Below are 25,621 nucleotides of genomic sequence, written 5' to 3'. Positions count from 1 at the left end.
GCGCGCCGCGACGCCGCCGAGCTCGCCGAGGTGACGGCATGAGCGGCCCGCTGCGGCTCGTGCCGGACGAGGGCGGCTCCGAGCGGACGATGCAGCTGCGCACCCTGCCGCTGAAGCGCCGCCGCCCGGCCGCGCCCGTCCAGCCCGAACCCGAGGAACAGCTCGACCTCTCCGCGGACCCGCTGGACGAGCTCGCCGAGCGCCTGCGCGACGTCTGCGCCGACGCCGTCCACCCGTACGAGATCGCCGCGTTCCTGGAGTCCGACGGCCTCTCCGACGAACAGGCGGCCCTGCTGTACGGCCGCCCGGACGCCTTCACCGTCGCCGAGGAGCTGTTCGAGAAGGTCCAGCGCCGCTACCCCGGCCCGAGCTCCGAGTTCGCCAACCCGTGGCGGGCCGACCCCTGGCGCTGCGTGGTGCGCGGCCTGGTGTTCGCCCTGCCCGGGCTCGGCTACCTGCTCGGCGCCAACCTGTTCGCAGCCGACCGGATGCGCTTCGGCCTGCCCTCGGGCATGCTCGCGCTCTCCGTCGCGACGCTGGTCAGCTGGGGCTTCAACCAGGCGCTGGCGCACCGGTCGTACCGCTGGCTGGGCCGGCTCCGGCGCCGGGAGGCCGCGGTCTGCCTGGCCGTCGGCGCACCGTTGGGGGCGCTGCTGGCCTCGGCGGCCGCGTACGTGGTCGGCGGCCCGCTGGGGGCGCTCTGCTTCGCCGCCGGGCAGTCCCTCTACCTGGGCGCGGCCACCGTGCTGCTGGTGCTCGGGCGGGAGAAGTTCCTGCTGCTGGCACTGGCACCGGCCTCGGTCGGCGCGGGCGTGGTGCTCGCCGTGGACGTCCCGCAACTCGTCCGGACGGTCGTGCTGCTCGCCTCGCTGGTGCTCGCCGTCGGGCTGGCCGCGCGGGAGCTGCTGTTCTGCGTCCGCCGCGGCGAGAAGGAGGACGTCGAGCTGCGGCTGCCGGTCCGCCAGGAGGTCCCGCACCTGCTGTTCGGCCTGGCCTGCGGCGCGCTCACCCTGATCGCCGGCCTCGGCGGGACCATCCACCTGGCGGTGGAGACCGGGGCCGCGCACGGCGCGAGCGCCACCCCGACCGGGCCGGCCATGATCGCGCTGACGCTCAGCCTCGGGCTCGCCGAGTGGCTGCTCTTCCGCTACCGGGCGATGGCCGTGGCCGCACTGCGCACCAGCCACACCTCCGGGCAGTTCACCCGCCGGACCGGCGGGATCCTGCTCGGCTGCCTCTTCATCTACCTCACCACCGTGGCCGCGCTGGACGCCGCCGCGACCGTGCTGTGGCCCGGCGCCCCCGCGCTCGGCGTCCCGCAGCTCGGCGCGATGCTGCTCCTCGGCGGCTCGCTCTGGCTGGCGCTGCTGCTGAACGCCTTCGGCTTCAGCTGGAGCACCGCCCTCATCTGTCTGGCCGCCGCGGGTGCCGAGAGCGCCGGGCTGCTGGCCGGGGCGGACCCGATCGTCCTGCAGCTGATCGGCTGCGGGACGGCCGCCGTCCTCCTCACCGCAATCGCCGGGCCCGCGCTCGGCCGCACCACCCAGCACCGCTGAACACCTGAACACGCGCACGCACCCGCGTGCACCGCTGAACAGCTTCACCGGAACAGCTGAACACCACCGGCCGGTCACCACGAGAGCCCGGCCTCCCCAAAGATCGAGAAAGCGAATTACGCATGAGCAGCGTCGCGGTCACCGGAGCCGAGGGATTCATCGGTTCCCACCTCGTCGAAACCCTGGTCGCCGACGGGCACCAGGTCCGCGCGATGGTCCAGTACAACTCCTTCTCGTCCTTCGGCTGGCTGGAGACCCTGTCCGAGGAGGTGCTGGACTCGGTCGAGATCGTCCTCGGCGACGTCCGGGACCCGGGCTCGGTCAACGGCCTGGTCAAGGGCACCGAGGCGGTCTACCACCTGGCCGCCCTCATCGCGATCCCGTACTCCTACCGGGCCCCGCACTCGTACGTCGACACCAACGTCACCGGCACCCTGAACGTGCTGGAGGCGGTGCGCCACCTCGAGATCCCGCGCATGGTGCACACCTCGACCAGCGAGACCTACGGCACCGCGCAGACCGTGCCGATCACCGAGGACCACCCGATCAACACCCAGTCCCCGTACGCCGCCTCCAAGGCCGGCGGGGACCGGCTGGCCGACAGCTACCACGCCAGCTTCGAGACCCCGGTCGTCACCCTGCGCCCGTTCAACACCTTCGGCCCGCGCCAGTCGATGCGCGCCGTCATCCCGACCGTGATCGCCCAGGTCGCCGCCGGCGAGACCGAGATCACCCTCGGCGACCTGCGCCCGACCCGTGACTTCACCTTCGTCAAGGACACCGCGAACGCCTTCCGCACGGTCGGCACCGCGCCCGCCGAGACGGTGGTCGGCCGGACCTTCAACGCCGGCACCGGCGGCGAGATCTCGGTCGGCGACCTGGTCACCCTGGTCGGCAAGCTGATGGGCGTCGACCTGGTGGTGAAGGAGGACGAGCAGCGCATCCGCCCGGCCAACTCCGAGGTCATGCGCCTGGTCGCGGACGCCACCCGGCTGCGCGAGGCCACCGGCTGGGCCCCGCAGTTCAGCCTGGAGCAGGGTCTGGAGCAGACCATCGAGTTCTTCCGCGACCCGTCCAACCTGGCCCGCTACAAGACCGACATCTACAACGTCTGACCGTCGTAACGATCTTGCCCGACCTGGTTCCAAGGTTCGTGTCCTGCACATCCTTTCCGTGGGGGAAAATCCATGCATGCAGTGATCCTGGCCGGCGGTAAGGGCGTCCGACTCCGCCCGTACACCACCGCGCTCCCCAAGCCGCTCGTCCCGATCGGCGACCAGCACGCGATCCTCGAGATCGTGATGCGCCAGCTCGCCGCCGCGGGCTTCAAGACCGTCACCCTGGCCATCGGCCACCTCGGCCACATCATCCGCGCCTACGTCGGCAACGGGTCCCAGTGGGGCCTGCGCGTCGGCTACGCCGTCGAGGACAGCCCGCTCGGCACCATGGGCCCGCTGCTCACCATGCAGGACCGCCTGCCCGAGCACTTCCTGGTGATGAACGGCGACATCCTGACCGACCTGGACTTCGCCGGGGTGCTCCGCCACCACGAGGAGTCCGGTGCGCCGCTGACCATCGCCACCTACGCCCGACAGGTGAAGATCGACTTCGGTGTGCTGACCACCGAGTCCGGCAGCATCACCGGCTTCCAGGAGAAGCCGAGCATCGACTACCGCGTGTCGATGGGCGTCTACGGCGTCTCCCGCTCGGCGCTCGCCAAGTACACCCCCGGCCTTCCGCTGGGCTTCGACGAGCTGGTGCTGGACCTGCTGGGCGCCGGGACCCCGCCGTCCGCCTACGAGTTCGGCGGCTACTGGCTCGACATCGGCCGCCCGGACGACTACGACCGGGCCAACGCCGAGTTCTCGTCCATCCGCCCGGTGCTGATGCCCTTCGAGTCGGCCGAGAAGGTCCCGGCCGTGGCCGAGCTGCCGCTCGCGGCCGCGCGCACCACCCCGGACGACCAGGCCGAGGAGCCCGCCACCGCGGGCGCCCAGAGTGACGGACGGGCCGCGTGAGGATCCTGCTTCTCGGCGGCGACGGCTTCCTGGGCCGTCACGCCACCGCCGTCCTGCGGTCACTGCCCGGTGCCACCGTGCTGACCGCGGGCCGGCGGCCCGCCCACGACCTGCGGCTCGACCTGGCCACCGCGCAGGCCGGACCGCTCGGCGAGGAACTGGCCGAGCTGGCCCCCGACGTGGTGGTCAACTTCGCCGGTGCCGTGGCCGGCAGCGCGGTCAAGCTCGCCGAGGTGAACGCGCGCGGCCCGGCCGTGCTCTGCGAGGCGATGCAGCTCGGCACCCCGAAGGCCCGGCTGGTGCACATCGGCTCGGCCGGGGAGTACGGCGTCTGCGCCGAGGGCAGCTCGCTGTCCGAGGACGCCGACGCCCGCCCGGTCGGCGTGTACGGCGCGACCAAGCTGGCCGGCTCCCTCGCGGTGGCCGGTTCGGCACTGGACGCGGTGGTCCTGCGGGTGTTCAACCCGGTCGGCCCGGGCGCCCCGGCGGGCTCGCTGCCCGGCCGGCTGGCCGCCGAGCTGCACCGGGTGGCGCCCGAGGGCGCCGACGGCGTGATCACCGTCGGAGACCTCTCCGCCTACCGCGACTTCGTCGACGCCCGGGACATCGCCCGCGCGGTCGGCCTGGCCGCCGCCGCGGAGGGGCCGCTCCCCCGGGTGCTCAACCTGGCCTCCGGGCGGGCCCGACAGGTGCGGGCGATCGCCGACGGGCTGGTCGCCGCGGCCGTCTTCACCGGCCGGATCGACGAGACCGGGGCGGGTTCGGAGCGTTCGGCCGCGGTCTCCTGGCAGCAGGCCGACGTCTCGGCCGCCGCCCGGGAGCTCGGCTGGCAGCCGGAGACGGACCTCGCCGACACCCTGCGCGACCTGTGGCTCGACACCGTCGGGTCCGCGACCGCCCCGGTGGTCCCATGACCGCCGGGCCCACCCCCGACGGCCGCCTGCTGGTGCCGCTGTACGTCCACCCGGCGGTGGACCCGGCGGCCTGGCGGGCGGTCGCCGCCGCCGACCCCGGCCGGATCAGCGCCGTGGTGCTCAACCTGGCCGACGGGCCGGGCGAGACCCCGGACGGCGTCTTCGCCGAGGCCGCCGAGGAGCTCCGCTCGGCCGGCCTGCCGCTGGTCGGCTACACCGACACCGACTACGGCCGGCGGCCGCACGCCGCGGTGGTGGCCGACATCCTGACGTACCGCCAGCGCCACGGCATCACCGGCGTCTACTTCGACCAGGTGTCCACCCAGCCCGGCGCGCTGACGCACTACCGCCGGCTGGCCACCGCCGCCCGGGCGGCCGGCTGCGGGACGGTGATCTTCGGCCACGGCGAACACCCGGACCCGGGCTACGCCGAGGTCGGGCTGGCCGACCTGCTGGTCACCTTCGAGGGCAACTGGGACGCCTACCGCGAGATGACCCTCCCGCTCTGGACGGGCCGCCACGCGGCGTCCCGTTTCTGCCACCTGGTGTACGACGTCCCGGCCGAGCACGCCGAGGACGCCACCGCGCTGATCGCCGCCCGCCGGGCGGGCGTCGGCTGCGCCGTCCCCGGCGCCGGGGAGAACCCCTGGTGCACCCTGCCCTACGGTCTTACCGCAGCGGAACTGACCTGACCCGATCCGGAGTTCGACTACCGTGAACCGCCGTACCCGGCTCCTGCCGGCCGCCATCATCGCCACCGCCCTGCTGGCGACCTCGTGCAGCAGCTCAGGCTCGGACGACGACAACAGCTCCTCGGCCGACGACTCCCCCAGCACTCCGCCCGCGGCCACCGCGCCGGCCACCCCCGGCGACAGCACCGCCCCGAGCACCCCGCCGGACACCGGAACGCCGTCCGCCACCCCCGGCACGCCGAGCACCCCCGGCACCCCGGGCCCGACCGGTGCACCCCCCACGCACGGCGCGACCACCCCGCCGGGCGCCACCACCGCCCCGGGCACCCCCGGCGGCAGCACCGCCCCGGCGCCGTCCGGCGCCCGCTGGCAGCCCACCCCCGGCCTCGCCTGGCAGTGGCAGCTCGGCGGCGGCACCGTCGACCAGTCGGTGGACGTCCCGGTCTACGACATCGACGGCTTCGAGAACGACGCCTCGGTCGTGGCCGCGCTGCACGCCAAGGGCCGCAAGGTGATCTGCTACATCAACGCCGGCTCCTGGGAGGACTTCCGCCCCGACGCCTCGGCCTTCACCAAGGCCCTGCAGGGCTCGGACACCGGCTGGAAGGGCGAGAAGTGGTTCGACATCCGCAAGCTCGACCAGCTCAAGCCGCTGATGGCGGCCCGCTTCGACATGTGCCGGAGCAAGGGGTTCGACGCCATCGAGCCGGACACCATCGAGGCCTACAACCAGAACAGCGGCTTCCCGCTGACCGCTGACGACCAGATCCGCTACAACCGCATGCTGGCCCAGCTCGCGCACGAGCGCGGCCTGGCCATCGGTCTGAAGAACGACCTCGACCAGATCCCGGCCCTGCTGCCGGACTTCGACTTCGCGGTCAACGAGGAGTGCTCGCAGTTCGACGAGTGCGACCGGATCTCGCCGTTCGTCAAGGCGGGCAAGGCGGTGTTCCACGTCGAGTACAAGCTCGACACGGGCCAGTTCTGCGCCAAGACCAAGTCGCTCGGCTTCAGTTCGATGCAGAAGAAGCTCGACCTGAGCGTCTGGCGCAAGCCCTGCTGAACCGCCGGCGCACGGCGGCTTCCGTCGCGCGGGTGACCCCCGTCAGGGTCACCCGCGCGAGGATCACTTGACCGCCAGCCAGACGACGGCGCCCAGAACCACCAGGGCGACGACGGCGATCAGCGCGATCGTGCCGGTGCGGCCACCACCACCGCTGCTGCGGCCGTAGGTGGAGACGGTGCCCGGGGCCTGCGGGGCCGGGGTCTCGTCGACGAACGCCCGGAACATCTGGGTGCTGCCGGCGGGGTCGTAGTCGTTGTCAGCCATGGCACGGACTCTAACGAATCCGCCCGCCCGGGGGACAGTCCGGACCCCTCCCGCGCGCACCGCACCGCCCCGGTGTACGGGTCCGCGCCGGCCGCGCGACGCCGCCGCGGCGGGCCCGCGACGGCCGCCCGGCGCACGGAATGCCGCACGGCGCGATCCGGTTGACTGCGACCATGACCGGAAACCACAGCGACGCCACGGCCCGGGTCCGGCTCGGCGCCTCCGACCTGTCCGTCTTCCCGCTCTCCCTCGGCGGCAACGTCTTCGGCTGGACGGCCGACCAGCAGCAGTCCTTCGCGGTGCTGGACGCCTACGCGGCGGCCGGCGGCAACTTCGTCGACACCGCCGACGTCTACTCGGCCTGGGTCCCCGGCAACACCGGCGGCGAGTCCGAGACGATCATCGGCGACTGGCTGCGCAGCCGCGGGAACCGCGACGAGGTGGTGATCGCCACCAAGGTGGGCCTGCACCCCGGTGCGCGCGGCCTGGGCGCGGCCAACATCAAGGCCTCCGCAGAGGGTTCGCTGCGCCGCCTGGGCGTGGAGCGGATCGACCTCTACTACACCCACCAGGACGACGACACCCCGGTCGAGGAGTTCGTCACCGCGCTGGACGAGCTGGTCCGCGAGGGGAAGGTCCGCGCGGTCGCCGCCTCCAACATCGGCGCCGAGCGGCTGGCCGAGTCGCTGGCCTTCGCCGAGCGGGAGGGGCTGGCCGGGTACGTCGCCGTCCAGCCGCACTACAACCTGGTCTCGCGCGGCACCTTCGAGGGCCCGCTGGCCGAGGTCGTCGCCCGGCACGGCCTGGCCACCGTCCCCTACTACGCGCTCGCCTCCGGCTTCCTCACCGGCAAGTACCGCCTCGGCGGCACCGGCGTGGACAGCGCCCGGGCCGAGGGAGCCGCCCGCTACCTGGACGACCCGCGCGGCCCGAAGGTCCTGGAGGCCCTCGACGCCGTCGCCGGGGAGCACGGCGTCGAGCTCGCGACCGTCGCCCTGGCCTGGCTCGCCGCCCGTCCGACCGTCGCCGCCCCGATCGCCAGCGCCCGCACCGTCGAGCAGCTCCCGCCGCTGCTGGCCGCCGCCTCGCTCCGACTGACCCCGGAGCAGACGGCCAGGCTGGACGCCGCCTCCGCCTGAGCCCGCTCCCGCGGGCCGCGGGCGCCGGGCCCTGCGGTCGCGCCCGCGGCCCGCGGCACGAGCGGCCGTCGGCCGCTGCTGCGGGGTGGCCGCGGGTTCGGGGTGGCCGCGGGTTCGGGGCGGCCGCGGGTTCGGGGCGGGTCGGGGTTCGACGGAACCCCGGAGCACGCAGCGGGCCCCGGCGGGATCGCTCCCGCCGGGGCCCACGACTGCCGCCCGCCGGCTACGGCCGCCCGAAGTGGGTCGGGTAGTAACCCGGGTCGAGGGCGGCGATCCGGACGGTGCGGCCCGGCCTGGGCGCCTCCACGAAGGTGCCGCCACCCAGGTAGATCCCCACGTGGTGGATCCCCGAGGCCCGGCCGGTGTCCGACCAGAACACCAGGTCACCGCGGCGCAGCTGGCCCGCACTGATCGGCGTGGTGGCCGCGTACTGGTCGTCGGCCACCCGCGGGAGGCTGATCCCGCTGCGGCGGAAGGCCTGCTGGACCAGGCCGGAGCAGTCGAAGCCGGACGGCCCGTCACCGCCCCACACGTACGGCTTGCCCAGCTGGGCGAGCGCGTAGTCGACGGCCGCCGCCACACTGCCAGAGCCCTGCTCGTCGTCCGTCGAGGACGCGGCCGCGGGCCGGGAGGGCGCCTCACCGTCGTCGGACCGGCCGGTGCGGCTGAGGTAGACGTCGTAGTGGCTGGTCCACCGCCACTCGCCGGCACCGTTCCTGAACCAGTACTTCGAGCCGTCCCAGCCCTGGCGGATCCCGGAGGACGCGGCCGGGACCTTGGACGCCGTGGCCGTCTTGCCGGCGGAGCCACCGGTCCCGGCGGTACCGGCGGACCCCCCGGACCGGCCGGTGCGGCTGAGGTAGACGTCGTAGTGGCCGGTCCACCGCCACTCGCCGCTGCTGTTCCTGAACCAGTACTTCGACCCGTCCCAGCCCTGCTTGCCGGGGGCCGCGTGCGCGGCGCCGGCACCGGCCGTCAGGCCGACGACTCCTGCGCCCGCCAGCACGGTGGTGGCCAGGCAGGTGGTCCGGACGGCCCGGTGTATTCGGCTGCCGCCGCCCGCCGTCGCGGTGCGGGCGGTACGCGGCCGCGCCGCGCAGTTCGGGCAGCCGCAACCGGCGATCGCGGGGATGCTTCCGGTGCTCTCCTCGAAGCCGATCAGGCCGCGGTCCGGCTCGGCGTCGAGGTCGGCCGCGGGCCCGGCGTCGAGGCCGGACTCGAAGTCGAAGTCGAAGTCGGCGTCGAAGTCGGCGTCGAAGTCGAGGCCGGGATCGGGATCGGCGTAGGCGCCGGTGGCTATCCTCATGCGGGTCGTCCTTCCTTCCGCCCGGCCCGGGCGGCCGGGGGCGGTACCGAGGCGGCCACTCCGGCCGGGGCGACGAAGGCGACCAGCAGTTGCTCCATCAGGGCGCTGCGGGCGGCCTCGTCCAGTTCGTGCGCGGTGGCGCGCTCCAGGCGGCGGACGGCGAGCGCCGCGGCCTCCACCGCGTCGTCCACCAGCACCGTCCGCAGGCCCGCGTCCAGGTCGGCCAGCCGGCGCCGGCGCATCGACTCGGCGACCTCGGGCGCGTAGTCGAGCGCCAGCGGCTGCGCCGAGTAGACCTCCAGGCCCGCCGGGGCGACCTCGGCGGCCAGCGCCCTGGTGAGCTCGTCGGCGAACCACTGCCCGTCCCGCAGCGCCGGCCCGGGCGCCGCGTTGCTGTCGCAGGGCAGGAGGGACGCGGTGCGGGTGAGCACCGCCTGGACCTGCTCGCGCAGGTAGCCCTCGTGGTCGTCGATCGCCAGCAGCGCCCGCGCGGTGTCCTTGACCCGCCAGACGACCAGCAGCCGGACGACGATCGGGGTACCGGTGCGGTCGACCACCTTGGCCGGTTCGCTGCGCCAGTGCCGCAGCCGCACGTCCACCCGGCGGCGGCGCAGCAGCGGGTTGACCCAGACCAGGCCGGTGCGGCGGACGGTGCCCCGGTAACGGCCCCAGCGGGTCAGCACCCGGGTCTCACCGCCGGCGTTGGCCAGCAGTCCGGCGAGCGTGAGCACCGTCAGCAGACCGGCGGCGCCGACCGCGGCGACCGACGCGGGGTCGGCCTCGGCCCGGCCGCTCGCCCGTACGGCGGTGCTGCGCAGGTCGGGCAGCACGTCCCAGTGCGGGATGACGCCTGCGCGCAGCAGCACCAGCACCACGCCGATCGTGCCGACCAGCACCACCAGCAGGGCGAACCAGCCCGGCAGGGCGGTGGCGGGGGTCTCGCGCAGCGCCTGGTCGGCCCGCGGGGGGCGCCGGTAGGTGGCGGCCGCGGGGGCGCCGGCCGGGGTGACCTCCGGGAGCTCGACGGTCTCCGGGCCGGCCGATTCCAGCGGGTCGCGCAGGTCGGCGGGGTGGCCGACGGCCGGGCCGGGGACGACGGCCAGCGGGGTGGTCGCCGGACCGCCGTCGGCCGGGCCCGCCGTCCCGGCCGCCCGGGGGGCGCCGGAGGGCCTGGCGGCCGTGGTTCTGACGAGCGCGCTGGAGCCGGAGGCGGAACGTTCCGGCTGGGCCGGGGGGAGCGCCTCGGGCGGGGTGTCGGGTCGCTGCGAAGAATCGCGGGTGACGTCCATGCACGGATCCTCGGGGTCGGTGTGTCGCGCAACGGGCGGCCCGGATCTGACGGGCAGTGCCAGGGCCAGGCTAAGTTCATACGTCATCAAATGCGACATTTAAGGTGAGGTGTGTCGACATTTACTGACGTATCGTCCGAAGCCGACCTGACGCGCAGGCACATGAACGGATGGTCGGGATGGTCAGGGGCATCGACGCAGGTCAGCGCCGGTCAGTGGGACGGTGGACGGATCAGCGTCTGCGGGCACCGGGGCCCCGGGCGAACACCCGGCGGGTGATCAGCCCGATGCCGGTGAGCACCAGCAGGCCCCCGGCGAGCCCACCCCGCCAGCCGCTCGACGCCGACCGCTCGGCCGCCGCCTGCGAGGCCTCGGCGGCGGACCCGACGGGCTCCGTGCTCGGCGGCGCCGGCAGCGGGCGGCCCCCGGCGCGGACGGTGGCGTCCCGTTCGGCCATCGGGGTCGGGAGCACCGCAGGGGTCGTGCTCAGGGTCGCAGCCGCGGTAGCCGTCGAGAGCGGTGCCGGAGGCGAGGACGGGGGCTGGGCCGGGGTCGGGCCCGGGGGCTGAACGGCGCTCGGGGTGGCAACGGTGTTCGGGGTGGCAACGGCGCTCTTGGCCGGGACAGCAGCAGGAGTCGGGACGGCGCTCGGGGTGGGGGCGGTGCCCGGCCTCGGCGGGCCGGAGGCGGACGGCAGGGCGGCGGCAGCGGTCAGCGCAGCCGCCGCGGCGGAGGCCGTGGGGCCCGCGGAGGCCACCGGGCCCGTGGGCACCGGCACGGCCGGCACGGCCACCGCCGGCTGCGGCGGCACCACCGCGGCCGGCGGGACGAGGATCGGCAGCAGCCCGGCCGGCAGCGGCGCGATCACCTCCGGCACCGTCACCACCGGTCCGGGCCCGGAGGGAGCGGAGGACACCTCCGGAGCGGCCGGGGCCGCGGAGGGGTTCGGCGCCGTCGGACTCCCCGAGGGAGCCGTCGGCACCACCCCGGCAGGGCTCGGCACCGCCACCGCACTCGCCGGGGCCGGGACGGACGCGACGGGGCTCGGCACCGCCGGAGTCGCCACGGTCGGGCTCGACGGCGCCGGGCTGGACACCGCCGGGCTCGGTGCCAGCGGGCTGGGCACCGCCGACGCAGACGCCACCGGGTTCGACGCCGCCGCAGACGCCACCGGGCTCGACGCCGCCGAAGGCGCCACGGCCGGGGTCGACGCCGACGACCCGGACGCCGGCGAACCGGGTGTCACCGGCGCCGGTGACACCGGACTCGGCGCCACCAGCGCGGCCGCGACGCGGACCCGCACCGGCTCCGCCGCCGCACCGTTCCCCGCGAGGTCGGTCGCCGTGACGACCAGCCACTGCTCCCCGTCCGTCAGATCCCGGTTGGCCGTGCAGGTCCAGCTGCCGTCGAGGGCCGCCGTCGCGCCGCACAGCACCGTCCGCTCGTCGGACGCCGCGCCCCCGGCCCGTGCGGTGACCAGCACGTTCACCCGGGGTTCGGCCCGCCCGGCGAGCTTCGGCCGGCTGACCCGCACGGTCTCTCCGGCGGCCGGCGAGGTGAGAACCGGCCGGTCGGGCGGGACGGTGTCGACGACCAGGGCGACCGCCCGCCCGGCCGTCCGGTTCCCGGCGGCGTCGACCGCCACGGGGGTGAGCAGGTGGCGCCCGTCCGCCAGGTTCTCGACCGGCAGGCAGGACCACTGGCCGTCCGCCCGCACCGCGCTGCTGCACAGCTCGGCGCGCTGGTCGGCGACCGAGACGGTGCTGCCCGCCTCGCCGGTGCCGGTGAGCTGGAGCCCGGGGTCGTTGGTGTACTCCGGGAGGGTGAGCGAGGGCGCGGCGGGCGGCGCCGTCTTCACGGTGACCCGGACGGCCTCGCCGCGCAGCACCACCCCGCCGCTGGTGGTCTCGACCGGGGTGAGGGTGTGCGGCCCGGCGGCGAGCGCGGTGCCGGGGCGGCAGGACCAGTCGCCGCCGCGTTCGACCCTGGCCCGGCAGAGGGCCGCGTCGCCGTCCCGGATCTCGACGGTGGCGCCGGCGACCGCGCCCTCGCCGCGGATCTGCGGGCGGGCGTCGGCGAGGGCGGTGCCGTCGACGGGCTCGGCGATCTCCGGGCGGGCGGCGCCGACGGTGAGCCTGATCCGCTGGTCGGAGACCTGCCCGGAGTCGGCGAAGCCCCCGGAGGGCACGAGCTGGCTGGCCTCGCGGGCGATCCGCAGCCGGGCCCAGGTGTCGCCGGAGGCGGCGCCGGAGGCGGCGCCGGAGGCGGCGCCGGAGGCGGCGCCGGAGGCGGCGCCGGAGGCGGCGCCGGAGGCGGCGCCGGAGGCGGCGCCGGAGGGCACCGTCCACTCCAGGGTCGCGGTGTCGGCGCCGGCCGGGACCTCGGTCTGCACCCGCTCGGCGGGGTCGAAGCGGCCGTTGCGGTCGAAGTCGATCCAGCCGGCCAGGGTCGCGGGCTGGTCGTCCACCGCCACCGGGACGGTGACCCGGTAGTAGTGGCCGATCGCGGCGTCGGTCGGGAAGCTGATCGACGGGTCGGCGCCCTGGTACTCGCCGCGGCCGGGCTGGAGCTTGGGCGGCAGCGGGCTGGCGAAGACGCTGCGCCGGGCCGCCCCGTGGTCGAGCTCCACCAGCGGCTCGTCGCCCGCCCCGGCCGGGGCGGGGGCGACGGGGCGGGCCCGCCGGGTGGGGTTGGCGGCTTCGGCCCCGAGGAACAGGTCGGAGACCACGTGGGAGGCGTTGCCGTAGCCCTGCGGGGCGGTGCCGAGGTCCTCGTCGACGGTGACGGTGTACGCCTGGCGCAGGACGGGCGGGGCGGTGGTGCTGCCGCCCCGGGCGGTGGAGCGCTGTTCGACCCGGAGGAGGGCGGTGCGGAAGGTGCCGGCCAGTTCGAGGCTGCCTTCGGCCGCGGAGCCGCCGCTGCCGTCGGACCCGCCGTCGGCGGCGGGGGCGAGCGCGTTGGCGTCGACCGTCCAGCCGGGCCAGTCGGTGCGGTTGACCAGGGCGGGGGCGGCGGGCGAGCCGCCGGTGAGGGTCAGCCGGGCCGCGGTGCTGGTGGTGCCGTTCTTCCCGGTGGCGACGGCGGCCAGCCCGCTGAGGTGCAGCCGGGGGTTGCGGACCGGTCGGGAGAACGTCAGCTGCAGCGTCCCGACGGTGCGCCAGGAACCGTCCGTCTGCGGGCGGTCCTCCGCGACGGCGAAGGTCTGGGCGGGGTCGCCCGGGCGCGTTCCGTCCGCGTACAGTCCGGCCGCCCGCCCCCCTCCGGCGCGCTCGTCGAGCTCGCCCGGTTCGGCGGTCACCGAGACGCCCGGCGAGGCGGCGAAGTCGAGCTGGACGGAGAGCCCCGAGGGGAGCAGCGCCCGGTGCTCCCCGGACCAGGCGTCAGGAGACTGCTGGGCCACCGAGTACGGGGCGTTCCAGCCGGTCAGCAGTCCGGCCGCGAGGAGGGCCAGGGAGGTGGCCGTGCGGGGGAACTGTCGGCTCATCCGGCTCTCCTTCGCGATCGGCTGCCGGGGTGCCGGGCAGTCTGGGCACAAGATCCGACAAAACGGAATCACGACCCCAGACCGGTCATACTGCGACACCTGCGCTTTTAGCCCCATCCCACCCGATTGGAGGTCATCCGAGCGGCAGGACGGGATGTACCCGAAACAGCCCCATTTCATCCACTGGACGGCGGCACGGAACGACCCGGGCGGTCCCGCCGGAAGCAGCCGGGGAACCCGCCGGAACGGGGCCGCACCGCACACCCGCCCGGCCCACCGGGGGCCGCAGCGCCCCGGAAACGGAGAAGCCCCCGGCCGGTGGCCGGGGGCTTCTCGATGGTGCGCTCAGCAGGATTCGAACCTGCAACCTCTTGATCCGTAGTCAAGTGCTCTATCCGTTGAGCTATGAGCGCAAGGAACGGGCGAACCCGATCTTGCGGAGTTGTGGTGCGCTCAGCAGGATTCGAACCTGCAACCTCTTGATCCGTAGTCAAGTGCTCTATCCGTTGAGCTATGAGCGCTCGCCCTGGTGAACAGTGCCACCGGGGCGGTGCGGGGACAACATTACATGACCTGCGACGCGGGGCGAAATCGATTGATCCGGGCCCCCCGGCGGCCCCGGCCGGGACCGGCCCCGGACCGCACCGCACACCCGGCCCGCACCGGCCCGGACCCGGCCGGACCCGGCCAGACCCGGCCCGGACCCGGCCAGACCCGGCCCGGACCCGGCCGGACGTACGAGGGTCCGGCCGGACGTACGAGGGTCCGGACATGCGAAAGAGCCCCGCCGACGAGATCGTCGGCGGGGCTCCCGGTCGGCGGAGGCTGAGGGATTTGAACCCTCGATCAGGAATAACCCCGAAACCGCATTAGCAGTGCGGCGCCATAGACCGGACTAGGCGAAGCCTCCTCCACAAGGATCAAGCCCGCCTGAGCGGACCCGTTCCGTGTGCCTGTGATGATGCCACAACCGCGGGGTTCGGCACCAACCACCGCCAACGTTACTAGGCGGGTCGTCCCCACCGCAAAGAAGAATGAGATACTGCCGTCTCCGGAGGAGCTGCCCTGAGCCGAGGAGACCTGTCGACGTGAGCAGCAGGCCGATCCGAGGCGCTGCTCGCCTCGCCGCCATACTCGACGCCCTGCCCGACGCGTTGCTGCTGGTGAACAGCAACGGGACGGTGGTGGACGCCAACAGCGCAGCCGTCCAGGCGCTCCAGGCGCCCGGCACCTCGCTGGTCGGCATGGGCGTGCTGGACCTCCTGCCCGAGTTCGACCCGAGCCGGATCCCCGGCTCGATGCGTCCGGCCGCCCGCGAGGGCGACGAGCCCGACCGCCCGGTCCGGATGACCGCGCGCCGCACCGACGGCACCTCCTTCCCCGTCGAGGTCTCCGGCAACGACTTCCCCGACGACGGCGTCAGCGAGGGCCGCGGCTACGCGCTCGCCCCCTACGACCCGTACCGCGACGAGCGCTCCCGCGCCTCCTCCGCGACCGACCTGCTCCTGCTGCTGGTGCGCGACCTCTCCGGCCGGCTCGGCGTCGAGGCCGAGCTGCGCCGCCAGCACAAGCAGACCGAGATGATCCTGCGCGCCGCCGCCGAGGGCGTCCTCGGGGTCGACCTCGAGGGCCGCTGCGTGCTGGTCAACCCGGCCGCCGCGCACATCCTGGAGTACCGGGCGAGCGAGCTGGGCGGCCGCGAGCTGCACCCCCTGATCCAGCACTCCCGGGCCGACGGGACCCCGCTCGCGCTGGAGGAGTCCGCGCTGCTGGACACCCTGACCTCCGGCCGCAAGCACCGGGTGCGCGGCACCGTGCTCTGGCGCAAGGACGGCCGCCCGGTCACCGTCGACCTCACCACCGCCCCGGTCCGGGACGGCGACCAGCTGGTCGGCGCGGTGATGACCTTCACCGACCGCAGCCGCGAGCTCGCCCTGGTCGCCCGCAACGACCACCTCACCGCCGTCCTGGAGAGCGAACTCGGCGGCGCGCTGACCGCGCTGAACGAGCGGCTGGACACCCTCGCCGCCGACCCGGCCGGGCAGCTCTGGCCGGAGGCCAACTGGACGCTGCGCCGACTCGCCGACGAGTGCCGCCGGTTCGGTCGGCTGATCGACGGCGTGCTCGCCCACCAGCGGGCCGAGGCCGGCGAGAGCGGCCTCGCGGACGGCCGCGACGGCAAGGACACCAAGGACGCCAAGGGCGGCCGCCGGCCCTCCGAGCGGCGGGTGCCCGTCGCCCTGGACAAGGTGGTCCGGCGGGCCGTCGAGGAGGCCGGCGGGCTGGTCGGCCCCGGCCGGGTGCGCTTCTCGGTGCACGCCGCCGCCGTCGAGGTGATCGCCGACGAGCACCGGCTCGCCCAGGCGCTCGCCCACCTGGTCGCCGACGTCAGCGGCATCGGCCTCGCCCTGGACGCCCCCGTCACCCCCTCCCCCGGCCTGGCCGCGCCCGGCCCCAACGGCGGGGCCGTGCCGGTGCCGCCCGAGCCGCCGACCGTCGTCCTGGCCGCCGCCCAGCGCGGCGAGGTCGCCCGGGTCGAGATCCGCGGCCCCGGCCTCGGCGGCAGCCCCGTGCACCTGCCGATAGCCCGCGCGGTGGTCGAGCGCCACGGTGGCGTGCTCCAGCCGCACGAGCTGCCCGGCAAGGCCGGCACCACCTACGTCGTCGAGCTGCCGCTGGACCCGGCCGCCGCGAAGGCCGCCGCCGAGCGCGCGGGCGCCGAGGGCCGCTCCGACCGGCCCAAGGAGAGCGACAGCGCCGTCCTGCCCGAGCTGCCCGGCATCCCGCAGCTGCCCAGCAGCGACGGTCCGACCGAGGCCGCCGAAGGCTCCGGCGAGGGCGTCGAGCAGCCCGGCCGCGAGACCCCCGCCACCGAGCGGCCCGCCGAGGAACCCGCCACCGAGCGGCGCGGCCGCCGCGGCCGGCCCGCCACCGAGACCCCCGAGGCCCCCGCCGCCGGCACGCCGACCGACCCCGGCACGCCCGCCGACCAGTGGCCGAACGCCCCCGCCCGGATCGAACGGGCCGTCCCCGAGCAGTGGAACGGCACCGGCAACGACCCCGCGTACGGTCGCCAGGGCCTGGCCGGCCCGGACGGCGCACAGCGCGACCCCTGGGGCAAGGACGACGGCCGCTCCGGCCCCGCCTACGCCGTACCCGTCGAGGGCGAACGCCCCCGGCAGAACCGCCCCGCCGGGCGCGAACCGCTCGCCCTCGGCCCCGGCACCGCCCCGGACGACGGCACCCCCGCCGCCGGCACCCCCGCCCCGGACGGCGCCCCGGCGTCCGACGGCACGGCCAAGCCCCGCCGGCGCCGCGCCCTGCCCGCCGCCGAGGACGCCCCCGGCGGACCGGCCCTGCCCGGGCTCGCCGACACCCCGGTCTACCCCGGCCTGGAGAACGCGCTGCCGTCCGGGCCTGCGCCCGTGGCGGCCGAACCCGCCGCCGCGCCGACCGGGCGCCGCCGCCGACTCGCCGTCCCGCCGGGGCCCGCCCCGGAGACCCCGGCCGGACCGCCCGCCCACGGGCCCCAGGAGGACCGGCCCGTCCAGGGCGCCCCCGCCGCCTTGGAGCCCGCCCGCCCCGCGCTGCCCGCCGCCGAGGAGCAGTCGGGCCCGCAGCCGGTCGGCAGCGGTCTCGCCGAGCTCGCCCCGCCGCGTCCGCTCGCCGGCCCGCCGGTGCCCACCCTCGTGCCGCAGCCGCCCGTCCCCGTCGAGGCCAGGACGGCGCCCCGTCCGATGGCCGCGCTGCCCGCCGCACTGCCCGCCGGCGGCGACCGGGCCGTCCCGGAGCAGCCGTCGCTGCCCGCCGGTCCGCCCGCCCTGCCCGGTGCTCCCGCTCCGCTCGGTGCGCCCGGCGCTCTCGGTGCGCCCGGCGCTCCGGAGGACGGCGGCGGCCGCCGGCTGCTGGTCTGGCCCGAGCCCGACCCGGCCACCCGGCAGGCCCTGCAGGAACGCGGCTACCAGCCGGTGATCGTCCGCTCCCGCGAGGAGGTGGACGCGCAGGCCACCGGATTCCCCGCGGCGCTCTTCGTCGACCCGCTGACCGGCCCGATCACCCGCACCGCGCTGCAGTCGCTGCGCACCGCCGCGCTCAACAGCCGCGTCCCGGTGCTCGTCACCGCCGGCCTCGGCCAGGCCACCCGGGACTCCGCGTACGGCGCCGACCCGGCCGTCCTGCTGCGCGCCCTCGCACCCCGCGACGGCGAGCACCACGCCCCGCGCGTCCTGCTGGTCGAGGGCGATCCGGACATCGCCGCCGCCATGATCAGCAGCCTGGAACGGCGCGGCATGCACGTCGAGCACGCCACCGACGAGAACGACGCCGTCGCCCGGGCCGCCAGCGTGCAGCCCAACCTGGTGGTGATGGACCTGTTCCAGATCCGCCGCCGCCGGGTCGGCCTGCTCGACTGGCTGCGCGCCAACGACCGGCTGCACCGCACCCCGCTGGTCGTCTACACCTCGGTCGACCTCGACCCGCGCGAACTGCCCCGGCTGCGCACCGGCGAGACGGTGCTGTTCCTCGCCGAGCGCTCGACCAGCGCGGACGTCCAGTCCCGGATCGTCGACCTGCTCGGTCGGATCGGCGCGATGGGCGAGGCCGGCGTCCCCGCGGCCGGCTGAGCACGCTCGAAGGGCCCGCCGCACCGGAAGTCCGGTGCGACGGGCCCTTCCGTCAGCCTGCGGGCGACCCGCGGACTACTCCTTGCCGAGCACCGTGACGTCCAGCTCGTCCGCCGCGTAGCTGGCCCGGATCACCTTCTTGTCGAACTTGCCCACCGAGGTCTTCGGCACCGACTCGACGATCGACCAGCGCTCCGGCAGCTGCCAGGAGGCGATCCGCCCGGCCAGGAAGGCCCGCAGCTCCGGCAGCCCCACCGAGGCCCCCGGGCGCAGCACCACGGTCGCCAGCGGGCGCTCGCCCCACTTCTCGTCCGGGACGGCGACCACGGCGGCCTCGGCCACCTCGGGGTGGGCCATCAGCTCGTTCTCCAGCTCCACCGACGAGATCCACTCGCCGCCGGACTTGATGACGTCCTTGGCCCGGTCGGTGAGCGTCAGGTAGCCGTCCGCGGTGATGGTGCCCACGTCGCCGGTGCGCAGCCAGCCGTCCTCGGAGAACTTGTCCTCCGGGCGGAGCGGGTCCTGCCCGGCGCCGCCGTAGTAGGCGCCCGCGATCCACGGGCCGCGCACCTCCAGCTCGCCCGCCGCCACGCCGTCGTGCGGCATCCGCTCGCCGCCCGGGCCGATCAGCCGGGCCTCCACGGAGGCCGGGAAGATACCCTGGGTGACCCGGTACGGCCACTCCTCCTCCGGGGTCAGGCCGCCGGGCGGCTGGGCGAACGAACCGAGCGGCGAGGTCTCGGTCATGCCCCAGGCGTGCACCACCCGGATGCCGTGGCGCTCCTCGAAGCCCTCCATCAGCGAGGGCGGACAGGCGCTGCCGCCGATGACCACCATGCGCAGGCTGGAGGTGTCGTAGTCCCCCGCGTCGAGCTCGTCCAGCAGGCCGCTCCAGATGGTCGGGACGGCGGCGCTGACGGTGGGCCGGACGGCGGCGATCATCTCCGCCATCGGCTTCGGCTGGAGGAAGCGGTCCGGCATCAGCAGGCTGGCGCCGGACATGAAGGCGGCGTGCGGGATGCCCCAGGCGTTCACGTGGAACATCGGGACCACCGGCAGCGCGGTGTCCCGCGGGGTGAACGCGAAGTTGTCGCCGGTGTTGACCTGCAGGCAGTGCAGGTAGACCGAGCGGTGGCTGTAGAGCACGCCCTTCGGGTCCCCGGTGGTGCCGGAGGTGTAGCAGAGCACCGCGGCCTGCCGCTCGTCGACGTCGGAGCGCCACGGGTACGCGGTGGGCCGGTCCGCGATCAGCTCCTCGTAGTCGTGCACGGTGCCCGCGAAGCCGGCCAGCAGCGAGCGGTCGCCGGGGCCGCTCACCACGATGTGCCGCAGCGTCGGGGCGAGGTCCCCCAGCACCGCGGCGAGCAGCGGCAGCACGCTGCCGTTGACGATGATCACGCGGTCGGCGGCGTGGTTGACGATGAACGAGAGCTGGTTGGCGGGCAGCCGCAGGTTGAGCGTGTGCAGCACCGAGCCCATCGCCGGGACGGCGAGGTACGCCTCCAGGTGTTCGGCGTTGTTCCACATCAGGGTCGCCACCCGGTCGTCCCCGGTCACGCCCAGCTCGTCCCGCAGCGCACAGGCGAGCTGCGCGGCCCGCGCCCCGACCTCCGCGTAGGTGCGCACGACCGGCCCGGAGCCGTCCCAGGTCGTGACGGTGGACCGGCCGTGGATGGTGGACCCGTGCTCCAGAATCCGGGCGACGGTAAGCGGAACGTCCTGCATCGTGCTGAACACGGGTCCTCCTCGACCTGGCGGCACTGGCGGCTGTGCCCGCGGGCACCTACCGGGCGGTAATGCGCGCGGACGTGCCCGATTGTGCCGCCCCGCCCGCCCCCTGTCAGCATCCCGACCCCGTTGCACGGATCACGACCCCGCCCCGCCCCCACCCCCGATCCGCTCCCGCTCCGTGGCCACGGCGCCGTTCAGGGGGTGGGGCGGGTGTGGTCGGGGCGGGAGAGGCGGACGGAGTTGGTGGGGTCGGGGAGGTAGGTGGGGTCGAGGGTCCAGCCCTGCTCGGCGGCGAGGCGCAGGACGTGGTGGGCGCCGGCGCCGCGGTAGGTGGCGCGGTTGACGCGGATGCGGCGCAGGAAGGTGCCGTCGGGGGCGGTGACGCCCCGGTAGGACTCGGCGGGCTGGGCGAGTTCGCGCTGGACGGCGCGGTCCAGGACGCGGCGGATGTGGCGGTCCCAGGCGGCCCGGCCGTTGGTGAACTCGGGCCAGAAGGCGCGCGGACCGACCGCCCAGCGGGCGCCCCAGCGGTCCCAGTGGTCGGGCTCGGGGTGCTTCACCCAGAAGGCGAGCAGGCTGAGCACGCCCAGCACGGGGACGTAGACGAACTGGAGGAGGAACATCACCGGCAGCAGCGGGGCGAAGCGGGTCGGCTGCGGGCCCCACGGGGTGCCTGGGGCGGCGGGCGGGTCGTGCGGGGCCGGGGCGCGGACGCCGGTCGGGGCGGGGAAGCGGCGGGTCAGCCGGACGTGGCCCGGGTCGGAGTGGACCGGTACGCCGTGCCAGCCGTGGCGCTCGGCGAGGCGGACCAGGCCGGCCGCGCCGAGGCCGCGGTAGAGGCGGACGGCGAACTCGGTGTGCACCGCGCGGCCGAGGTCGGGCAGCGGTGTGCCGCCGCCGGCCGCGTGCTCGGCCTCGGCGGCGGCGATCCGGCGCGCCAGGATCGGGGCGACGTACCGCTCCCAGTCCTCCGGGCGGCCGGTGAGCTCGGCCTTGAGGCGGCGTGGCGGGATGAAGGTGCGGTTGACCTTCAGCCAGCCGTCGGAGTCGGGGCCGGAGGGGCCGCTGCTGCCGGACCAGAGGAGGAGCGCGAACAGGGCCACCAGGGCGGCGATCCAGAGCGGGGCGTAGATCCACTGCAGGGTGAACTGGAGCAGGACGGCGATCCGCCCGCGGCGCGGCCCGGGGCCGGGGAAGGCCTCCGCCCCGGCCGGCACGGGCGGCGGGGTCGGAGCCTGCGGGGTCGGAGCCTGCGGGGCGACCGGGTCGGGCTGCGCGGAGTGGTGGGGCTGCGCGGCGCCGGGCGGTGCCGGGTACGGGTGCGCCTGCGGCGGGACGGGCCGGGCGTACGGGTTCTGCGGGGCCGGGCCCCGGCCGTACGGGCTCTGCGGGTACGGGTCCGGAGGGTACGGCCCCTGCGCGTACGGGTTCTGCCGCGGTGCGGCGCCGTAGCCGCCCGCGTCGTCGTGTCCCTGTCCGTTCGGCATGCCGCCGCCCCCCTCCGCTGGACCGGGGCCACCTTATCGGGGGGCCGGCGGGCCGCCCGGTGGGGCGTCAGCCGGCGGTCGGGCCGTCGACCTGGTTGCGGTCGACGGTGAGGGTGGCGCCGCCGTAGGTCTCCTCGGCGTTGCCGCGGTACTGGTGGACCCGCTGGTGGGAGCTCCAGAGGTCGGCGGTGAGCGGGCCGGAGCCGGCGGTGTCGGCGTGGTCGTCCCAGCGGGCGTACCAGAGCGCGTCGGGCAGCGGGGAGCTGCCGGCCCGGGCGGCGGCGGCCAGGTCGGAGACGCCGGATTCGAGGCTGGAGTAGAAGCCGGAGCGGTAGCCGGCGGAGTGCAGGGCCTCGGTCCAGCCGAGGGTGTAGTCGACGACGGCCTGGCCGCAGGCCGGGTCGTTCATCGGGTAGGCCTCGACGTCGAGGTAGACGGGGGCGCCCGGGCCGAAGCCGAGCGAGCGCAGGGCGCGGACGGCCTCGTCGGCCTCGTCCCGCCCCTGCCGGACGGCGGTGGCCGGGTCGATCCGCCGGGGTTTGCGGCTGAGCCGGCTGCACGGGGCCTGCAGCCCGACGTGCACGGGCAGGAAGCGCCAGCCCAGGGCACGGGCCTGGCGCACCCAGTCGGCGGTGAGCCGGGGCTGGGGGCAGCCGCGTTGGGAGCCGCTGACGTAGATGCCGAGCGCGCCGTACGGGGAGGCGGCGCGCCAGGCCCGCAGGGTGTCGACGGGCGGCGCGGTGCAGGCGTCGAAGGCGGGTCCGGCGTAGGCGTCGCGGAGCCGGGGCGGCCCGATCCGGTCGGGCAGGGTGAGGGCCCGGATGCGGGGGACGGCGGCGGCGGCCGGGGCGGTGGCCTCGGTGTTCACGCCCGTCCCGTCGGTGGCCAGCAGGAGCACGAGGGAGGCGGCGACGAGGGCCGCGGGGCGTAGGTAGCGCACCGACCCTTGATACTGACGGACCATCGGACGATCGCGGCAACCACGCCGCGGACGCCGGGCGAGCCCATCCCTTCGGGCGCACCCGTCCGCAGCCGTCCCGCCATTTGTAACGAGCTTGCCGGTTTGTCGCTCCTTACGGCAAACTCACCCTTATGCCCACCTCCAACCCCAGCGAAACCGCAGCCCCGACGTCGGCCGCCGCCGTCGCCGAGGCCCTTGCCATGCCGCCCGCCCCCAAGGGCGAGCCCGCCGGCGAGCGGGGCGGCTGGCGACGAGGCGGGGCGTCCGGCGCCGCGGCGCCACCCGGCGCGCACCCCGGCCGGCCCACCGGCCGGTTCCCGAAGGTCCTGCGGCGCCCGGAGCGGATCCCGGCGCCGCTTCTCTGTCTGACGGCGATGTTCCTGGTGCAGACCGGCATCGCGCTCTCCAAGCCGCTGTTCGGCCCGCTCGGGGTCAGCGGCACCACCTTCCTGCGGCTGGGCTTCGCGGCGGTCATCCTGCTCGCCGTGACCCGGCCCCGGCTGCGCGACAAGCGCCCGCGCGACCTCGCGGCGGCCGCGCTGCTCGGCATGGCCTCCGCCGGGATGACCTTCCTGTTCGCCGGTGCGATCGACCGGCTGCCGATGGGCACCGCGGCGACCATCGAGTTCCTCGGCCCGCTCGCCGTCGCCCTGGTCTTCGCCAGGAAGGCCAGCCACCTGCTCTGGGCGCTGCTCGCGGCGGCCGGCGTCGTCCTGCTGACCCTGCTCGGCGAGGGCGACGGCGGGGGCGGACTCGATCCGGTCGGCCTGGTCTACGCCTTCGGCGCGGCCGCCTGCTACGCCGCGTACATCCTGTTCACCGACAAGGTCGGCGCCGCCTTCCAGGGCTTCCAGGGGCTGGCGGTGTCGATGACCGTCGGCGCGCTGACGCTGGCGCCGTTCGGGCTGGGCCAGGCGTGGGACGGGCTGACCGCTCCCGGTGCCTCGCCGCTGGTGCTGCTGGCCGCGGTGGCCGGGGTGTCGCTGCTGCTGCCGGTGATCCCGTACGCGCTGGAGATGACCGCGCTGCGACGGATGCCGCAACGGGTGTTCAGCGTGCTGGTCAGCCTGGAGCCGGCGGTCAGCGCGCTGGTCGGGCTGGTGGTGCTCGGCCAGCTGCTGGGCGTGCCGCAGCTGGCCGGGATCGGCTGCGTGGTGGCGGCCAGCGTGGGCGCCACGCTGACCGGGCGGCGGTAGCCCGCCGCCGGGGCGTCGGCCGACCCCGACCGGAGCGGGACCGGGCTACGGCCGGAGCGGGACGGGGCTTCGGCCGGAACGCGACCGGGCTACGGCCAGAGCAGGGTGCGCGACCACTCCGGGGTGCGGACCGGCCCGGTGCGGGTGTACCGCAGCCGGACGTGCCGGCGATCGGCGTCGCCCTGCCAGTACTCGACCTCGTGCGCCCAAAGGGTGTAGACGGCGTGCCCGGCCGCGACCGCGTCCGGGGTGGCCTCCAGCCGGCGGCGGGCGACCGCGACGGCCTCGTCGTACTCGGTGAGCGAGCCCAGCGGCTCGCTCTGCCGCCCGACCAGCGCGCCGACCCGGGCGGCCGGCGAACGGGTGGCGAACTCCGCCGCGGCGACCAGGTCCGCGGCCCGCTCGACGGTCCCGCGGACCCGCACCTGGCGGCCCAGCTGCGGCCAGTAGACGGTCAGTGCGGCGGCGGGGTGGTCGGCCAGCTGGCGGCCCTTGGGGCTGTCGGCGGCGGCGGAGAACACCCAGCCGGTACCGGAGGCGTCGACGTCGCGCAGCACCAGCACCCGGGCGTCCGGCAGGCCGTCCGCGTCGACCGTGGAGAGGGTGACCACCTGCGGGTCCGGCACGCCGGCGGCCAGTGCGGTGGCGAGCCAGTCCACGAACAGCGGGCCGGGCTCGGCGGGGGCGCTCTCGGCGTCGAAGGACGGCAGCGGTCGGGCCATCGGCGGGCGACCGAGCAGCAGCTCGGGCACGGACCTCGGCTCGGGCCGGTGCTCCGCCGGGTGCTCGGCCCTGACGTCCGGCCCCGGTCGCGGATCCGGCTCCGGTGCAGGCCAGACCTCGCCCGGGCCGGTCAGCCCCTCCTCGTCCGCCGCCATCGCGCGCCCTTCCTTCCGGTTGCCGCGGTCGCCGCCCCGGCCGGGCCGTCCTTCCCTGGCCCGGGCACGTGCTGCACTCTCGGAGCGCAACCGTACCGCCGAGGCCCGACGGCTCCGGGCGCGGGCCCTCACTGGACGCGCCGGGGCCAGGACGCACCCGTGGGCGGTGCCGATGGCGGCACCGCCCACGGGGCCGGTTTCGCGGCGACCCTTTCCGCTGGCCGGTCTTGCGCGCGTCTGATCGCGCCCGGGCGGGATCTCCGCCCGGAGACTGGTTCGAGCCCCTCCGCGGGTGCTCAGCTCACCCGCGGTCACCCACCTCCGGCGCCCCCGCCGTCGGTGGTGTCCGACCGGATCGGTCGGAGATCCGGATCAGCCGAGGACCCGGATCAGTTGAAGATCGGGGCGAAGACGACGTTGACGTTCTTGTTGGACTGCCCGGCCAGGATGGTGCCCGCGTTGTCCTTCACCGCGAGGGTGTTGTTCTGGTTCGAGGCACCGGAGCCGGTGGCCGTCTGCTGGGTGGAGACGTAGTTGCCGTCGACCGAGCCGAAGACGTTGCCCGTGCCGACGTTGGACACCACCCCGGCGTTGGAGCCGGCGGCGGCACCCGCGCCGTTGTCGGCGGCCGCGGCACCGGCGCCGGCCAGCAGCAGCCCCGCCGCGAGCGGGGCGGCGAGCAGGAGTCCGGCCACCCGGCGGGTGTGGATGCGAGCCATGAGAGCCTCCAAGAAAGCTTTAAATCGTGCAACTGTCGAGCAGGGGGTGCGGGAGTTCGCCGGCCAGACGAACACCTGCGGGCTGCGACGCCGGGAGACAGACTTCCGCAACAAATCGACAAAGCACTAGCCGACGGAGCAGTTTTCGCCCGTTAGCGTGATATCCACCCAGCCCGCGAATAACGGCAGCCGAACCGGACAGCGCGCCGACACACCACCTCCGAGCTGGGGTTTTCGCCCGACCGGCGGCCATCGACCCGCCCGCCGGAAACGGCGCGTCGATACGGTGCGAACCACCG

At 75.6% G+C, this 25,621-nt stretch carries 17 protein-coding genes, 3 tRNA genes and 1 pseudogene; 9 read left to right on the top strand and 12 right to left on the bottom strand.

From position 1 onward, the window contains the following. Positions 1 to 38: 38 nt before the first annotated feature. From ACFYUY_RS13995 to ACFYUY_RS13970, 6 genes and pseudogenes are all read left to right on the top strand, one after another. A complete protein-coding gene (locus ACFYUY_RS13995) occupies positions 39 to 1,556 on the top strand; it encodes a hypothetical protein (protein WP_360205682.1) in 1,518 nt (505 codons plus the stop codon). A gap of 122 nt (positions 1,557 to 1,678) precedes the next feature. Beyond that, positions 1,679 to 2,671: an SDR family NAD(P)-dependent oxidoreductase gene (locus ACFYUY_RS13990; protein WP_360205685.1), complete on the top strand. Its 993-nt coding sequence runs from the start codon at positions 1,679 to 1,681 to the stop codon at positions 2,669 to 2,671. A 72-nt stretch (positions 2,672 to 2,743) separates the two neighbouring features. Further along, positions 2,744 to 3,445: pseudogene (locus ACFYUY_RS13985) on the top strand (NDP-sugar synthase); the annotation flags it as partial. A 125-nt stretch (positions 3,446 to 3,570) separates the two neighbouring features. Continuing rightward, positions 3,571 to 4,488: an NAD-dependent epimerase/dehydratase family protein gene (locus ACFYUY_RS13980; RefSeq protein WP_387900621.1), complete on the top strand. Its 918-nt coding sequence runs from the start codon at positions 3,571 to 3,573 to the stop codon at positions 4,486 to 4,488. After that, entirely contained in the window at positions 4,485 to 5,180 is a 696-nt protein-coding gene (locus tag ACFYUY_RS13975) for a spherulation-specific family 4 protein (RefSeq protein WP_387900619.1), read from the top strand. The genes ACFYUY_RS13980 and ACFYUY_RS13975 overlap by 4 nt, the downstream gene beginning before the upstream one ends. A 22-nt stretch (positions 5,181 to 5,202) precedes the next feature. Beyond that, the gene (locus ACFYUY_RS13970) at positions 5,203 to 6,243 is read left to right on the top strand and encodes an endo alpha-1,4 polygalactosaminidase (RefSeq protein ID WP_360205694.1); all 1,041 of its coding nucleotides are present in this window, start codon (positions 5,203 to 5,205) and stop codon (positions 6,241 to 6,243) included. A 63-nt stretch (positions 6,244 to 6,306) separates the two neighbouring features. Here the strand turns inward: ACFYUY_RS13970 and ACFYUY_RS13965 are convergent, their stop codons facing one another. Then, the gene (locus ACFYUY_RS13965; RefSeq protein ID WP_360205696.1) at positions 6,307 to 6,510 is read right to left on the bottom strand and encodes a hypothetical protein; all 204 of its coding nucleotides are present in this window, start codon (positions 6,508 to 6,510) and stop codon (positions 6,307 to 6,309) included. A 173-nt stretch (positions 6,511 to 6,683) separates the two neighbouring features. Here ACFYUY_RS13965 and ACFYUY_RS13960 point away from each other — a divergent pair, with 173 nt between their 5' ends. Further along, positions 6,684 to 7,649, top strand: coding sequence for an aldo/keto reductase (locus ACFYUY_RS13960; RefSeq protein ID WP_360205698.1), 966 nt, complete (start codon positions 6,684 to 6,686; stop codon positions 7,647 to 7,649). A gap of 223 nt (positions 7,650 to 7,872) precedes the next feature. Here the strand turns inward: ACFYUY_RS13960 and ACFYUY_RS13955 are convergent, their stop codons facing one another. The 6 genes from ACFYUY_RS13955 to ACFYUY_RS13930 all read right to left on the bottom strand — a co-directional run bounded on the left by ACFYUY_RS13955 (position 7,873) and on the right by ACFYUY_RS13930 (position 14,638). Continuing rightward, complete coding sequence (locus tag ACFYUY_RS13955) at positions 7,873 to 8,955, bottom strand: C40 family peptidase (protein WP_387900617.1); 1,083 nt, start codon at positions 8,953 to 8,955, stop codon at positions 7,873 to 7,875. Then, positions 8,952 to 10,244: an SPFH domain-containing protein gene (locus tag ACFYUY_RS13950; protein WP_387900615.1), complete on the bottom strand. Its 1,293-nt coding sequence runs from the start codon at positions 10,242 to 10,244 to the stop codon at positions 8,952 to 8,954. The genes ACFYUY_RS13955 and ACFYUY_RS13950 overlap by 4 nt, the downstream gene beginning before the upstream one ends. A gap of 232 nt (positions 10,245 to 10,476) precedes the next feature. Then, positions 10,477 to 13,728 carry an Ig-like domain-containing protein gene (locus ACFYUY_RS13945; RefSeq protein WP_387900613.1) on the bottom strand — a complete coding sequence of 1,084 codons (3,252 nt, stop codon included), beginning with the start codon at positions 13,726 to 13,728 and terminating at the stop codon, positions 10,477 to 10,479. Between the two features lie 337 nt (positions 13,729 to 14,065). Next, positions 14,066 to 14,141: transfer RNA gene (locus ACFYUY_RS13940), tRNA-Arg, on the bottom strand. A 32-nt stretch (positions 14,142 to 14,173) separates the two neighbouring features. Further along, a tRNA-Arg gene (locus ACFYUY_RS13935) sits at positions 14,174 to 14,249 on the bottom strand. A gap of 298 nt (positions 14,250 to 14,547) precedes the next feature. Then, positions 14,548 to 14,638 (bottom strand) — tRNA-Ser (locus ACFYUY_RS13930). A 178-nt stretch (positions 14,639 to 14,816) separates the two neighbouring features. Here ACFYUY_RS13930 and ACFYUY_RS13925 point away from each other — a divergent pair. Next, complete coding sequence (locus tag ACFYUY_RS13925) at positions 14,817 to 18,350, top strand: PAS domain-containing protein (RefSeq protein ID WP_387900611.1); 3,534 nt, start codon at positions 14,817 to 14,819, stop codon at positions 18,348 to 18,350. 75 nt (positions 18,351 to 18,425) lie between these two features. On the opposite strand, the gene ACFYUY_RS13920 is transcribed toward ACFYUY_RS13925, so the two are convergent. The 3 genes from ACFYUY_RS13920 to ACFYUY_RS13910 all read right to left on the bottom strand — a co-directional run bounded on the left by ACFYUY_RS13920 (position 18,426) and on the right by ACFYUY_RS13910 (position 22,508). Beyond that, positions 18,426 to 20,087, bottom strand: a complete 1,662-nt coding sequence (locus tag ACFYUY_RS13920) for a long-chain fatty acid--CoA ligase (protein WP_360205712.1) — start codon at positions 20,085 to 20,087, stop codon at positions 18,426 to 18,428. A gap of 188 nt (positions 20,088 to 20,275) precedes the next feature. Then, complete coding sequence (locus tag ACFYUY_RS13915) at positions 20,276 to 21,568, bottom strand: hypothetical protein (protein ID WP_387900609.1); 1,293 nt, start codon at positions 21,566 to 21,568, stop codon at positions 20,276 to 20,278. Between the two features lie 67 nt (positions 21,569 to 21,635). After that, on the bottom strand, positions 21,636 to 22,508 hold the full coding sequence (locus tag ACFYUY_RS13910) for a DUF1906 domain-containing protein (RefSeq protein WP_387900607.1): 873 nt from the start codon (positions 22,506 to 22,508) through the stop codon (positions 21,636 to 21,638). Between the two features lie 152 nt (positions 22,509 to 22,660). On the opposite strand from ACFYUY_RS13910, the gene ACFYUY_RS13905 reads away from it, so the two are divergent. Further along, positions 22,661 to 23,725: an EamA family transporter gene (locus ACFYUY_RS13905; RefSeq protein ID WP_360205728.1), complete on the top strand. Its 1,065-nt coding sequence runs from the start codon at positions 22,661 to 22,663 to the stop codon at positions 23,723 to 23,725. Positions 23,726 to 23,814: 89 nt separating this feature from the next. Here ACFYUY_RS13905 and ACFYUY_RS13900 read toward each other — a convergent pair whose 3' ends face one another. Then, on the bottom strand, positions 23,815 to 24,603 hold the full coding sequence (locus ACFYUY_RS13900; RefSeq protein ID WP_387900605.1) for a pyridoxal 5'-phosphate synthase: 789 nt from the start codon (positions 24,601 to 24,603) through the stop codon (positions 23,815 to 23,817). Between the two features lie 389 nt (positions 24,604 to 24,992). Then, the gene (locus tag ACFYUY_RS13895; RefSeq protein ID WP_360205733.1) at positions 24,993 to 25,322 is read right to left on the bottom strand and encodes a hypothetical protein; all 330 of its coding nucleotides are present in this window, start codon (positions 25,320 to 25,322) and stop codon (positions 24,993 to 24,995) included. Positions 25,323 to 25,621 lie beyond the last annotated feature (299 nt).

It is taken from the genome of Kitasatospora sp. NPDC004745, from assembly GCF_042873275.1.
GTDB lineage: Bacteria > Actinomycetota > Actinomycetes > Streptomycetales > Streptomycetaceae > Kitasatospora.
The sequence above is the reverse complement of the archived record's forward strand: the minus strand, read 5'-3'. Positions and strand labels throughout refer to the sequence as shown.